General features: G+C 35.8%; 10 protein-coding genes. 5 read left to right on the forward strand and 5 right to left on the reverse strand.

The genetic code is table 11. The features are described 5' to 3' along the window. Positions 1-21 precede the first annotated feature (21 nt). Positions 22-480, forward strand: coding sequence for a DoxX family membrane protein (locus HCX49_RS02975; RefSeq protein WP_168126061.1), 459 nt, complete (start codon positions 22-24; stop codon positions 478-480). A 346-nt stretch (positions 481-826) separates the two neighbouring features. Here HCX49_RS02975 and HCX49_RS02980 read toward each other — a convergent pair whose 3' ends face one another. After that, on the reverse strand, positions 827-1,522 hold the full coding sequence (locus tag HCX49_RS02980) for a LytR/AlgR family response regulator transcription factor (RefSeq protein ID WP_132771409.1): 696 nt from the start codon (positions 1,520-1,522) through the stop codon (positions 827-829). Positions 1,523-1,524: 2 nt separating this feature from the next. Next, positions 1,525-2,535 carry a sensor histidine kinase gene (locus HCX49_RS02985; protein ID WP_168126062.1) on the reverse strand — a complete coding sequence of 337 codons (1,011 nt, stop codon included), beginning with the start codon at positions 2,533-2,535 and terminating at the stop codon, positions 1,525-1,527. A gap of 172 nt (positions 2,536-2,707) precedes the next feature. Here HCX49_RS02985 and HCX49_RS02990 point away from each other — a divergent pair, with 172 nt between their 5' ends. The 3 genes from HCX49_RS02990 to HCX49_RS03000 all read left to right on the forward strand — a co-directional run bounded on the left by HCX49_RS02990 (position 2,708) and on the right by HCX49_RS03000 (position 8,570). Then, the gene (locus HCX49_RS02990) at positions 2,708-4,096 is read left to right on the forward strand and encodes a TolC family protein (protein ID WP_168126063.1); all 1,389 of its coding nucleotides are present in this window, start codon (positions 2,708-2,710) and stop codon (positions 4,094-4,096) included. Positions 4,097-4,106: 10 nt separating this feature from the next. Next, positions 4,107-7,397: an efflux RND transporter permease subunit gene (locus HCX49_RS02995; RefSeq protein ID WP_168126064.1), complete on the forward strand. Its 3,291-nt coding sequence runs from the start codon at positions 4,107-4,109 to the stop codon at positions 7,395-7,397. 81 nt (positions 7,398-7,478) lie between these two features. Continuing rightward, positions 7,479-8,570, forward strand: a complete 1,092-nt coding sequence (locus HCX49_RS03000; RefSeq protein WP_168126065.1) for an efflux RND transporter periplasmic adaptor subunit — start codon at positions 7,479-7,481, stop codon at positions 8,568-8,570. An 848-nt stretch (positions 8,571-9,418) separates the two neighbouring features. Here the strand turns inward: HCX49_RS03000 and HCX49_RS03005 are convergent. Further along, positions 9,419-10,954, reverse strand: a complete 1,536-nt coding sequence (locus HCX49_RS03005) for a glycosyltransferase family 39 protein (RefSeq protein WP_168126066.1) — start codon at positions 10,952-10,954, stop codon at positions 9,419-9,421. Between the two features lie 569 nt (positions 10,955-11,523). Between HCX49_RS03005 and HCX49_RS03010 the strand changes: the two genes are divergently transcribed. Continuing rightward, positions 11,524-11,985, forward strand: a complete 462-nt coding sequence (locus HCX49_RS03010) for a hypothetical protein (RefSeq protein WP_168126067.1) — start codon at positions 11,524-11,526, stop codon at positions 11,983-11,985. Between the two features lie 196 nt (positions 11,986-12,181). Here HCX49_RS03010 and HCX49_RS03015 read toward each other — a convergent pair whose 3' ends face one another. Together HCX49_RS03015 and HCX49_RS03020 are read right to left on the reverse strand one after the other, a co-directional pair. Further along, on the reverse strand, positions 12,182-12,403 hold the full coding sequence (locus HCX49_RS03015) for a hypothetical protein (RefSeq protein WP_168126068.1): 222 nt from the start codon (positions 12,401-12,403) through the stop codon (positions 12,182-12,184). A gap of 182 nt (positions 12,404-12,585) precedes the next feature. After that, positions 12,586-13,257, reverse strand: coding sequence for a hypothetical protein (locus HCX49_RS03020; RefSeq protein WP_168126069.1), 672 nt, complete (start codon positions 13,255-13,257; stop codon positions 12,586-12,588). Between the last annotated feature and the right edge of the window lie 36 nt (positions 13,258-13,293).

Here is a 13,293-nt window from a genome sequence, read left to right on the forward strand (position 1 = left end):
ACCAATAAAATTCTTAAAAAAATGAATCAGAAGTATTTTCAATTATTTGTTCGCATCACTGTGGCGATTGCTTTTTTATCGGCTGTAGCAGACCGGTTTGGCATTTGGGGAAATCCAGGAAGTAAGAATGTTTCCTGGGGAGATTGGGGACATTTTGTAGATTACTCCAATACACTTAATTTCTTTGTATCTCCTGCAATCGGAGAGGTTTTAGCGATTATAGCCACGGGTTTAGAAATTGTTTTTTCCTTGCTACTGCTTATTGGATACAAAACAAAAATAATCAGTTTTGCATCTGGTCTTTTATTAACAATTTTTGCTGTATCCATGACAATATCTGTGGGAATTAAACCTACTTTTGATTATTCAGTATGGATAAGTGCCTCCGCATGTTTCCTTTTGGGAACTTTAAATAGATATTCATATAGTTTAGATGGATACTTGATTAATAAATCTTTTAAAACGACATGTTTAGATTGATTAACTCCTAATTTTAACAGCATTTAGCATTGCTAATTTATTTCTTCAGCATATCATAGCAAGAACTACGAATATAAATACTGGAGTGAAAATCACAGAACGTCTCGTCGTCGTGAAATGAATGGATTTTAGAGGATTTGTATAGAGCGCCGTCAAGTGCTATTTTTTCGGGATGTATTAAAGTAATTAACTTTATTACATGCTTTTATAACGAATTGGTTCTGGTTATATATGGTGTTTTGAGCATCTATTATTGTAAAAATAATCATTTTTGAACTTCCGCTAATTTCATATTAAAAAAGACAGATTGCAATAATCGATTAAGTATTAGTAATAAGGGAAGGAATTATGTGTTTTCTAATTTTTCTTGTAGTTCCCTTCTAAAAGTGATTCCAACGGGAAGGTTCATATTATTGATCTGCACTAGACCATGCTCATATTTGCTGACCTTATTGATAGAAGCAATATACGATTTATGGATGCGGACAAATTTAGAGGCAGGCAATTGTTTTAAAATCTGTTGCGTGGTGATGGCGGTGAGGTACGTCTGTGCTGGAGTGACAATTTTTACATAGTTACCAAAACTTTGTATAAAATCAATTTGTGAAAGCTTAATATCAATAAGCCGACCATCCATACGGATACTGATTGTTTTAGGTTCATCTTCTGATGGAATAACACTATTGTTGTAGGATAGAAAACGTTGTAAAGCTTTAAAAAAGCGAGGAAATGATATAGGTTTCAATAGATAGTCGACCACCCCATAATCATAACTTTCTAAAGCATATTCCGAATATGCTGTTGTCAGTATTATTTTTGGAGGATTATCCAGCATTTTCAAAAACTCCATCCCAGTAATTTCTGGCATATCAATATCCAGAAAGATAAGATCAACCCTATTATTTCTCAGATATTCCAGCGCTTCAAATGCATTGTAGCATTGGGCTACCAACTCCAGATCAGCGCTTCTTTCAATATAATTGACCAATACATAATGTGCAGCTGGTTCGTCGTCAACCACAATGCAGCGATTTTTATCCATTGCTAAAGATTTATGACCAAGGAGATCTCAAACTCGTCCTTATTTGCATTCGTATTCAATTGATAGCGATTAGGGTATAATAACTTCAAGCGCGCTACCGTATTTTCTAAACCTATTTTTGCTGAAAATACATTCCTTTTTTTTATGGGGACTGAATTTTGTACATGCAAATATAAGGTCCCTTTTTCAATTTTTATTGAGATCGCTACGTAACAATCTTCTATACTACAGGTACCATGTTTAAAAGCATTCTCAATAAATGTGATCAGCAGCATCGGTGCAATTTGGTTGTTGATTCCCACTTCTGGTTGATAATCAAAATCAATTTTTGTACGATAACCTAAACGTTCGCGTTCCAATTCGATATAACTTGATATAAAATCAATCTCATCGTCCATTGAAACAAATTCCCTGTCGCTGCTTTCCATTTGATAACGTAGTAATTGTGATACTTTGATAATCAGTTCAGAGGTACGTTCCGGAAATTTAAGACTGATCCCATAGATTGTATTTAAAGTATTAAACAAAAAGTGAGGATTCAGCTGCTTTTTTAAATTAGACAATTGCGTTTGATTGGAAAGTAATTCTCTTCTTGTTTTTAATCGCTGGAAACGATAAAATTCGATAAATTGGATACTTCCTAAAATACATACCAGCGATCCCAGCAATACCCCAACTTGATAATGGAAAGTTTTCTGAGCGAGGTTTTTGTACAGAAAGCAATTCTTATAAATTACATTTTCCGTGATTTCCTTTAGAATAAAAGCAAAAACCAGGAGTATTGCGGTCGAAGACAACGCATAAAGTATGGCTTTATTTTTTTTAATCAGAATTGGCAGCAGAAAAAAACGGTTCACCTGTGCGTGTATGTATAAGATCAGAAAATAGACCAACCCCATTAAAAAGCCTTTCCAGCTTAAGATCAAAATCCAATCATTCAAAGTAAAGAGGATAAACGAGAAAATCAATAATGCGATTTCCTGTATGATCTTATTCTCCAGAATCTTTCTCATAATCCCTTGTTTTTGTTAAAAATCTGTTACAAAGTAAAAGTATTAAGTTTATAACCACCGAAAAATAAATGACGAATTAAATTGGTCACTTTTAAACGTTATAGATCATTTTAAACTAATACTGCATCGTACTTGGGGCTTATCTTCGTTTCCATAAAATGATATATAACCTATGCTGAAATTGAATTTAGTGTTGTCATTGGCTGTATCACTTGCGACCTCAACCTCATTTGCACAGAAGCTTACCATCCGAGATGCTGTAGACCAAGGTCTTGCAAATTATGGAATGATCAAGGCAAAGACGTATTATGTCCAATCCTCACTACAGACCAACGAACAAGTAAAACGCGACTTCTGGCCTAATTTGACAGTCGTAGCACAACAAGATTATGGAACCATTAATGGACAAAATGGTCCATTATACGGATTTGGGGGGCTGGGAGTAGCTTCCTCAGGAGCAGCCCTTCCAGAACAGAATTGGAATGCTGCCTTTGGAGCCCTGTATCTAGCAAACATCAATTGGGATATCTACACTTTTGGCCGAAAAAAGGAACGAATAGAATTGAGTAAGGCCGATAGTAAACGACTAGAAATTGATCTCCAACAAGAACAATTTCAACATAAGATCAGGATTGCAGCCGCTTACTTAAATCTTCTGGCGAGTCAGCGTCTCCAAAAAAATCAACAGAAAAATCTAGATCGCGCATTAGTCTTTTTTAATATTGCGGCCACTAAAGCCAAGAATGGGATTTTGCCCGGTGTCGATTCAACCTTGGCTTCGGCTGAGGTCTCTCGCGCAAAAATCAGCTTGAATCAAGCTGGAGAAAATGTGAAAGAACAAAATAATAAATTAACGGTATTGATGGGAATCAATGCAACAGACCTTCAAATTGACACGGGGTTAGTGACAAGAACACCAGCTCAGCCGCTTGCAGTAGATGTATCTCTGGTAGGCAATAATCCTATACTTCAATATTACAGAAGTCGAATTGAAGTTGGTAAGCAACAGCTAAAGTTATCAAGCAAAGAATACTTACCAACTCTGTCTGCCTTTGGTGTATTCCAGGCACGCGGTTCTGGATTCAAAAGTGAATATACAACAAATCTTCAAGCCTTCACAAGCAACTATTGGAATGGTATTCGTCCCAATAGGCAAAATTATCTTTTGGGGTTAGGGATCAATTGGAATATTACATCTATTGCACGAGTGAATAAAAAAATCAGTGCGCAGCGCTACACCAACGATGCTTTACGTGAGGAATATCAAACCACGGAAGCGCAATTTTTTGCACAGCTGGATGCTGCTGAGGTTAAGATGCGATTAGCACAGCAAAGCGACGCTGAAGCACCTAAACAGGTATCAGCAGCTTTACAAGCTTATAATCAAAAGATGATCATGTACAAAAATGGCCTGGCTACGCTTGTTGATATCACCCAAACTTTATATACACTGAATCGAGCCGAGACAGACCGCGAAATCGTCCATATTAACCTCTGGCAATCATTATTACTGAAAGCCGCCTCCGCTGGAGATTTCGATATTTTTAACAAAGAACTATAAATAACAAAGCATGAATTTAATACGTTTTGCCTTACGTAAGCCAATATCCATCCTTGTGCTGGTTATGGGTCTTATTGTGTTTGGAATAGGTGCAGTACGCACGATTAAGGTTGATATTTTACCCAAAATGAACCTTCCTGTTATTTATATTGCGCACCCTTTTGGAGGCTATTCTCCAGATCAGATGGAGTCTTATTTTGCTAAAAACTACGTTAATATTTTACTTTTTGCCAATGGGGTAAAGTCGATTGAGACCAAAAATATTCAAGGTTTGACTTTAATGAAGATCTCTTATTACGAAGATACCAACATGGCACAAGCAGCGGCGGAATTGAGCGCACTCGCTAACCGGATACAGGCTTCATTTCCTCCGGGTTCACAACCGCCTTTTATTATTCGGTTTGATGCATCTTCACTTCCTGTAGGCCAATTGGTACTTAGTAGTGATAAGCGCTCGAATAATGAATTACAGGATCTAGCCAATGTTTATGTACGGGCTTCATTCACCTCCATACCGGGTCTAATTTCCCCACCACCATTTGGGGGTAGTCCGCGGACAATAGAGGTCAATGTTGATCCTGAATTGATGCGTAGCCACAACATGACCCCTGATCAGGTCGTAGAAGCGTTAAAGCTTAATAACCAGACTGCACCAGCGGGAAATGTCCGTATAAAGGATAAAAATTACATTACGTCAACTAATAATACCATTCGTAATGTCAAAGATTTTGAGAAAATTCCCCTTTTTAAAGGCGGTGTCCAAAATCTTTATCTGGGTGATATCGCTAGCGTGAAGGATGGAGCCGATGTTACTGCAGGCTATGCGCTTGTCAATGGAAAACGATCGGTCTATGTCAGTATTGCCAAGGCTGGTGATGCTTCGACTTGGGAAGTTGTACAAAATTTGAAGGCTGCACTTCCAAAAATTCAGAATACCTTGCCCGAAGATGTTAAATTATCCTATGAGTTTGACCAATCGGTATATGTTATCAACTCTGTTAAAAGTCTAATCACTGAAGGAGCAATCGGCGCTATTCTTACCGGGTTAATGGTTTTACTATTTTTAGGTGACCGAAGGGCTGCCTTGATCGTTATCTTAACAATTCCAATTTCTGTTATAGCGGGAGTACTCTTCCTAAAACTATTTGGACAGACCATCAACCTCATGTCACTGAGTGGATTGGCGCTGGCAATTGGTATTCTGGTTGACGAAAGTACTGTAACGATAGAGAATATCCATCAACATTTGGACATGGGAAAACCTAAAGCATTGGCGATCTGGGATGCCTGTAAGGAAATAGCCCTTCCGAAGCTTTTGATTTTATTGTGTATTCTCGCTGTATTCGCTCCGGCATTTACAATGACAGGTATCCCAGGATCTTTATTCTTACCACTGGCTTTGTCCATTGGATTTTCAATGATCACCTCCTTCTTATTGTCACAGACTTTTGTACCCATTATGGCTAACTGGCTTATGAAAGATCATCATAAAGCAGGAGCACATAAGATTAATCCTAAAGGATTGAGTGCAGATGAAGTGCAATTTGCGGAAACAGGCCTTTCAGTGGAATCTGAGCAAGATACGCTAAATCAAAAGCGAATTCTAGTCGAACGCGAAGATTTTAATAACGATGGTAAAATCAGTCTGTTCGAACGATTCAGAAATCGGTTTATGAACATGATTGATCAACTGTTTAAACAAAAGAAAATCATCACCATCGTATATCTAGGTGGAGCCATTAGCTTGGTGGTGATTTTACTCTCCGTCATTGGACAGGATGTGTTTCCAAAGGTGAATTCGAGCCAGTTTCAAATGCGCCTACGGGCCGTCGAAGGTACCCGTATTGAACGTACGGAAGAAAAAGCGAAACGTGCATTAGCAGAACTTGAAAAACTGGTAGGTAAAGAACATATTAGCATATCATCTGTTTATATCGGTCAACATCCAGGACAATTTTCTGTATCACCGATCTATTTGTTTATGGCAGGACCTCATGAAGCTGTTTTCCAAATAGCTCTTCAAGATTACCATCACGATATGGATAGCTTCCGCGATGAGTATCGGAATCGACTCAAAACTGCTCTTCCAGATGTACAGGTTTCTTTTGAGCCGATCGAACTCACGGACAAAGTGTTAAGCCAAGGTTCGCCAACACCTGTTGAAGTACGGATTGCAGGTAAAAACAAAAAGAATAATGAAAAATACGCAGGAAAACTAATAGAAGAACTAAAAACCATAGCATACTTCAGAGATATTCAACTGGCACAATCCATTAAATATCCGTCCTATGATATTACAATTGACCGTGTACGCGCTGCTCAACTTGGTATTGACCTTGCAGAGGTATCGCGCTCACTAATTGCCGCGACTTCATCCTCTCGTTACACGGAAAAGAATACCTGGATTGATGAAAAGGCTGGATTATCTTATAACGTGCAAGTTCAGGTCCCAATAGACAAAATGAAAGATGAAAAAGAGATTGGCGAAATTCCATTGCTAAAAAATTCTTCACGACCTATTCTGAGCGATATTGCAACTATTACGCCATCATTTACCTATGGTGAGAACGATAACTTAGGCGCTATGCCGTACATTTCTGTGACTGCCAATATTGATCATACCGATCTAAAAACAGCCTCTAAAGATGTACAGCGCAGTATTGTCGCTTTAGGCGAATTGCCACGTGGGCTTTCTGTCGAGCAGATTGGATTGGGCAAAGTATTGGGCGAAACAATGGATAGTTTACAGGCAGGCCTAGCAATTGCGATTATAGTCATATTTCTGATGCTTTCGGCAAACTTTCAATCCTTTAAAGTTTCAATGGTCGTCCTAACAACAGTTCCAGCCGTGGTACTTGGATCTCTATTGATGCTTTTACTGACGGGCTCAACACTTAACCTGCAGTCATATATGGGAATTATCATGTCTGTAGGGGTGTCCATCGCCAATGCAGTACTTTTGATCACCAACGCAGAACATATACGTAAGCACAATCAAAATGCATTGGCTGCGGCACGAGAGGCGGCTTCACTTCGTCTACGTCCGATTATTATGACCAGTTTGGCTATGATTGTCGGGATGTTACCAATGGCAATTGGTCATGGTGAAGGAGGGGAGCAAGTTTCCCCGCTGGGACGTGCCGTAATCGGGGGATTATTGTTTTCAACTTTCGCCGTACTTGTTATTTTACCTTTAATATTCGCTTGGATACAAGAGAAAAGTAGCACGCAGTCGATCTCTTTGGATCCGGAAGATGAAGAAAGTAAACATTATATAGCAGCATTAAAACCTTTAAAATGAAATCATCATGATTCATTCAAATCGAGGTGAATTAGTTCATTTATACTGAAGAGCTTAAAAACATATCAATAATTTAAACAGATGAAAAGTAATTTCTTAAGAATATTATACGCGATTGGCTTATTCGCCTACTTAACCGGATGTCAGTCTGCTGCTGAGGAAACTGGCAAAAAAGTAACTAAAGAAAGTCCAGCAATAGAAACATTTGTCCTTTCTAAGGAAAAACTAACAAGTAAAATGCAGATACCGGGCGAGATCAGCGGATTTCAGCAGGTCGAAATTTATGCCAAAGTGAGTAGCTATGTGCAGACTTTAAAAGTCGATATCGGTAGTAAGGTACAAGCGGGACAGTTGTTAGCTGTCCTTGAAGCTCCAGAATTAAGTTCACAGTTGTCAACTGCAAAATCGAGGTTAAAGTCGCAAGAAGCCATTTATACGGCAACCAAAAGCACTTACGATAGATTGTTTGAAACCAGTAAAGTTGAAGGTACCGTAGCTCGATTGGATCTGGAAGTCGCAGAGGCGAAAAAGAATGCCGATTATGCCCAGTTTCAGGCGGCAAAATCGGCGTATGCTGAGGTGCAGAATCTGCTGAACTATCTTGAAATACGCGCTCCATTTGATGGTGTTATTGCAACAAGGAATGTTAATCAAGGTGCATATGTAGGACCGGCAGGTAGAGGTTCGGAAATGCCGATCATGACAATCCAGCAACAAAGCAAGCTGCGTTTAGCTGTATCTGTACCTGAACAGTATGCGGGCTTCCTGGTTGCAGAACAGCCGTTGCAGTTCACCGTAAAATCCTTGCCAGGACAATATTTTACAGGCAAGATTGCACGTAAGTCAGGAGCACTGGATAGCAAATTGAGATCAGAAAGGATTGAAATTGACATTAACAATACCAACAACAAACTTCTTCCCGGTATGGTTGCCGAGGTGGAGTTACCGTTAACCTCTCAGGATAGTACTTTTGTTGTACCCAAAGCAGCCATTTACACTTCAGGTGAAGGTAGTTTTGTAATAGCAGTTATAGCCAATAAAACAAGCCGTGTTCCCGTACAAAAAGGACGCAGTATTGAGGAGCAGGTAGAAATATTTGGGAATCTTAATCCAACAATGTTACTCCTCAGTAAAGCAGATGAAGAGATCGCAGATGGCACTCCCGTCAAATAAAAAGAAAGGCCATAATGATTATCATTATGGCCTTTCTTTTTATTTCAAGTAAACCAATAATTTCATCTTAATTCCATAAATTTTAAGTCTGTTGTAGGATATTTGATTCTAATTTCGAACCATATTATAATTTATCTATGGTTTGCATTACTTTGGCAGAATGATTGAAAATCTTGAGCTTAATGACACTATTCCGATTTGATAAATTTTTGAATATCACACTTTCACTGTCGTCAACATTTAAAGCGTATTTATTATCTTTTTCCATGCTAATTTCCGTATCATGAGTTCTTAAATGAATCGTACTATCAGATTTAATTATCACCTCAAACGAAAAAGACTTCGCGTCCTCAGTTGAAATTTTTAGTGACGAATACGCTGGAATAATTGTATTTATATATAATGCATGGCGGTCTTTTTTACCGAGGTTGCTTATTTGACAAGATTGTGTAATTAATAAGGTTAATACGATTAGTAGTTGCTTCATGAAATGAAGATAAATTAAAATATAATACTAAATTGTGACAATTAGTTTCATGACATAATCATGGCAATTAGAATACTGCAGATCAAAATTATTATTCGTAAAAAGCACCATATCATATAAAACCAAGGAATTCACAATGAAGGTCAAGTTAAAAACAGATCTATACGCAACCACAATTTATCAGCTTTAGTAATGTGTTTTCAAACTTTAAGTGGCTGACTATGTCACAAAACTAGTTAAGGTCTGTGACAGCGCTATGTAAAGAGGGTTAAGGCAGCATGGTGTTGTATATAACGATATGCAGTTGCGTAAAAGTATGGCACCCTTTGGTGTGATTTTAGTTCTTGCAATACGGTGATTTTTAATGGAAGTTTTTAACGTCCTCTACCTCTTTTTTTATTCTTTCATTAATATCAATTTTGGCATTCATGAAAGAAAAAATTGTTGTTCCATATTCTCTAGCATATTTGTTCGTGATCGAATCTGCAATACGAGCATTTTCAAAATATGGAGAAGTTTCTGTCCATTCATTTTCTTTCTCCCAAGCATTTTTGATACGGATTAAATGATAGTATTTTATTTCAAAATCAAACCAGTTGATATAATCTGCATTGAATGTTACAGCACGGATTCCTTTCTTTGAATAATAATTGATAGCTCCGGCTTGCCCGTAATTATCACATAATATCAACGTATTTTTTTGGTTTGGAATAGTAATGTAAACACTATCCACTTTTTTGGCAAGTTCTTTCCAACCTAACATGTCTGCGAAATCTTGTGGTAATTGATGCTCTTTTCCATCTTCCCAAGTTAACATTCCAAATTTTCTGTATTTATCGGGATGATTGACAATGTACTCCGGACTTTTATTAGGAAATGCAACACGGTAAATCGGAATGAAACATACAACCACCAAAAGGATAAATAATGGTTTTAAGATTTTACCAATTTCATTTTCTAATAAAGTTGAAATATATACTGAACCGAAAGCAAAATAAATTGGGTAAACTCCAATCGCATAATAATCTTTAGCTTTTAAAAACAAAAAAATTGAGATTATTATGAAGAATGCCCAAAAGAATAGACGATATTTTTTGAATTTCTGCTGCTTTAGCAACGCAAAAAGTCCAAAAAAAACAACAATTAAAGTTCCTGGGAAAAATAGAAACTGAGAGCGGATGAAACTCCAACGATCCACATTTACAAGCTGTGTCTCTGAAAGTTCATGAAGATGATGGACAACAGGGAAATGATTATTGAATTGCCAAATTATATTTGGAGAAATTATAATGAAAGCTAATCCAATTCCAAAATAAAGGTTTTTATTGCGAAAGATTTTTCTTTCAGCTGTTAATAGTAAAGAGGGAATAATTCCTAAAATAAGGAAAATGATATTGTATTTATTTAAAAATCCAATCGCAAATGTAAATGCAATGAGATATATCGATTTAGTCTGATTACTGTTTAAATATTTTATAATGAAATAAAACAGTGAAGTCCAACACAGGACATCTAGTGAGTTTGGTTGAAATAAGGTATTTAATCTGAATAATACTGAAAATGTCACACAGCTTGCCCCTAAGATAAGCGCAAAAAGATTCCCTTTTAATTCTTCAATTGTTTTCCAGACCAAGAGAATTGTCAACGCCCCGAAAAGTGTAGGGAAGAATTTAATCCAAAAAACAGTATTTCCAAGTAATTTAATTATATACGAAATCCAGGACGTAACTGGTGGAACAGAAAAATATCCAAGAGCCAAATGGTTTGCCTGATCTATATGCAAAAATTCATCTCTTTGCAATTCATATTCTGGGTTAATAAGTGAATATTGAATAAGAAATTTGACTAAAATAAAGCATATTAGGATAATATTTTTTTCATATTGTTTCTTTTCCATCTGTCAATCGAAGGTATAAAATTGTTTTTCTATTCAGAAACTAAATTTGTAAGCGTACTCATCATAAAGCCGGATATTGTAATTTTTTCACCCTAAGATACTACTTTAAAAGAATAGGTACTACCCTCAATACCTTAAGGTATTGATTTTATTTAGTAATAGGCATTTGTAAATATAATTGTTAATGCATTAGTGTCTATCCACTAATAGACACCATTTTTTCGCATTCCATGCTAAGAAAATATAATTGTCAACCTATCTTTTGGTAAAGTCCCGAGCCTTTCTCTAAACCATATTGTCATTCTAGAACAGCTGTCATAGCTGAAGAGTTGGAATTAATTAAGAGGAGATTGGGTGAACAAACTTGAGTAATCTTTTCGTCAATTGGTCTTACGTAAATAATTTATTAATTTTATAAGTGTCAACGGCTTTTCAATAAGATTAAAAGCCTGGAGTTGCCGTCCTTTAAATTAAAAGTATCGATGATGAAGATTCCCTATTTATCTATTCAAGTTTCTACAGAAACAATTTATTATGAGTTTAAGATTGGCCATATAATTCCTAACTAAATGAAGACAACAATTTTGATTGCTTTACTTTTGGTATGTAAGTTTTCATTTGCACAATCAAAAAATCAAAGATTTGTACTTGTCAAACCCGATATGACTAAAATTGACTGGTTACAATCTCACAAATCTTATTCCTCATTATATGCCTACCTTGTTTGTCATTACGATACTATTGGACCTCAAAAAATTTTGGGAGAAAAATGTGATTTTTTGCAGCAATTTACAAATCGAATAAGTTATAGTCAAAAAGAATGTCCAGTTGGCGTAAGCTCTTATCAGTTAACGATTCCGTTTACAGAAGTTTCAGAAATAAAAAAATTGTTTGCATTGCTTTTTAAATCAGAAGATTTTGTTTGGAGTGCCGATAGCCTATCGTATACATCACAAAGCGGTGCTGGAGGAACGTTTGAATATAAAAAAGTAAACAACAAGATAATCAGTAATATCTTGTTCACAGATTAGTACTTTCGAAAACCTTAAAAATGCAATAAATTGGATTTCAATGTTTGTTGCTCATATCAACTGTTCATCTTAAGGCATTTATGGATATAGTTCTAAACTCCATTGAATGAGCATTTTTGAAGTGGTTAAATACAATGAAATCAATTTTCCGAAATTAAAACGAGTTTTAATTTCGGAAAATTGATTTCATTATTGCCTACATATAGCTACTAGTATATACCCAATTGTGTTCGGTAAAAAAGTATGTGTTTGAAATATGGCTTCCATTTAAGTATACGCCGATTGTACCGCCACTTTCTCCTCCTTGAGCAGGTGAGAATGATAACGAGATTCCACCCATTGGATTGAATCCTCCTTGTATCGTTTGCTCTTCGTCTTGAACGAGCTCGAATTTTGTTAAATTTTCAATTGATTTCATAATTTTTAAAATTTTCTCTTAAACTACTCATAAGTCGATCAATAAATAAGATCTAATTGATATTTGTAGGAAGATTACTTATTTCTGTGGCGATGTAATCAATTTATGTTTGAATAAATCTCTATTTTAATTGGGCATACTAACTGCCTGATGCAAAATCCCTCTTTGCAATCATCTTTTGATTATTTTGGAAAAACCATACTGAGGCTTCTAAAATCTATCCATTCCGCATATTTTTTATGAATGTTACATATCGCTATTACGGTTAATTTATTTTCATTTGTAGTGAGGTTTTTTTTATAAGTCACAAAATAGCTTACATTATGCTGACTATCATTCCATTGTATCAGTTCTTCAATTATATGTCGCGTTTCTTGCTCTCCGTTTTCATCTAAAAATATAGGACGTTCTTTTGTATTTTCATTTTTTTGATAAAACATGTGCTTGCCGAAAACCTTATTAAATTCACCTATTAATAATTCACAATTATTGTTGTTTTCTAATTCTACTTCATAAGTAAAAGCAGTGTTGTCTTCTTTCAAATAGTATATGATTAAACTTTTTATTTTACCGATATCCTGATCATTGAATTTAAAATTTTGTTGAGGAGAAAATGAAAATTCTTCATAATCTAAATTTAAGTTATATACTGAATTATTATTATCATTCTTATTTAGGCCAAATGGAATCAGTGTTTTATCCAAACTTGAATTTAAGTTAATCTCGTTGATTTTAATAGTATCTTTTTTTTCAGTTGCAATTTTTTCAATTTTATTATCTATTTTTTTTGTTTCATGCCCATTACAAGAAGTCAAAAAATGAGCAATTGTAAAAAGTAATAAAAGTTTTTTCATATTATTGTTAGTTCGTCGCTTATATAATTACAGTCA

Origin of the sequence: Sphingobacterium sp. B16(2022) (assembly GCF_012030425.1) — a bacterium.
GTDB classification, from domain to species: Bacteria; Bacteroidota; Bacteroidia; order Sphingobacteriales; family Sphingobacteriaceae; genus Sphingobacterium; species Sphingobacterium anhuiense.

What these genes read in the sequence shown, in the direction of transcription:
- HCX49_RS03000 (WP_168126065.1), top strand. Translation starts at nt 7,479, where the DNA reads ATGAAAAGTAATTTCTTAAGAATATTATACGCGATTGGCTTATTCGCC.
- HCX49_RS03020 (WP_168126069.1), bottom strand. Translation starts at nt 13,257, where the DNA reads ATGAAAAAACTTTTATTACTTTTTACAATTGCTCATTTTTTGACTTCT.
- HCX49_RS02980 (WP_132771409.1), bottom strand. Translation starts at nt 1,522, where the DNA reads ATGGATAAAAATCGCTGCATTGTGGTTGACGACGAACCAGCTGCACAT.
- HCX49_RS02985 (WP_168126062.1), bottom strand. Translation starts at nt 2,535, where the DNA reads ATGAGAAAGATTCTGGAGAATAAGATCATACAGGAAATCGCATTATTG.
- HCX49_RS02995 (WP_168126064.1), top strand. Translation starts at nt 4,107, where the DNA reads ATGAATTTAATACGTTTTGCCTTACGTAAGCCAATATCCATCCTTGTG.
- HCX49_RS03005 (WP_168126066.1), bottom strand. Translation starts at nt 10,954, where the DNA reads ATGGAAAAGAAACAATATGAAAAAAATATTATCCTAATATGCTTTATT.
- HCX49_RS02975 (WP_168126061.1), top strand. Translation starts at nt 22, where the DNA reads ATGAATCAGAAGTATTTTCAATTATTTGTTCGCATCACTGTGGCGATT.
- HCX49_RS03010 (WP_168126067.1), top strand. Translation starts at nt 11,524, where the DNA reads ATGAAGACAACAATTTTGATTGCTTTACTTTTGGTATGTAAGTTTTCA.
- HCX49_RS03015 (WP_168126068.1), bottom strand. Translation starts at nt 12,403, where the DNA reads ATGAAATCAATTGAAAATTTAACAAAATTCGAGCTCGTTCAAGACGAA.
- HCX49_RS02990 (WP_168126063.1), top strand. Translation starts at nt 2,708, where the DNA reads ATGCTGAAATTGAATTTAGTGTTGTCATTGGCTGTATCACTTGCGACC.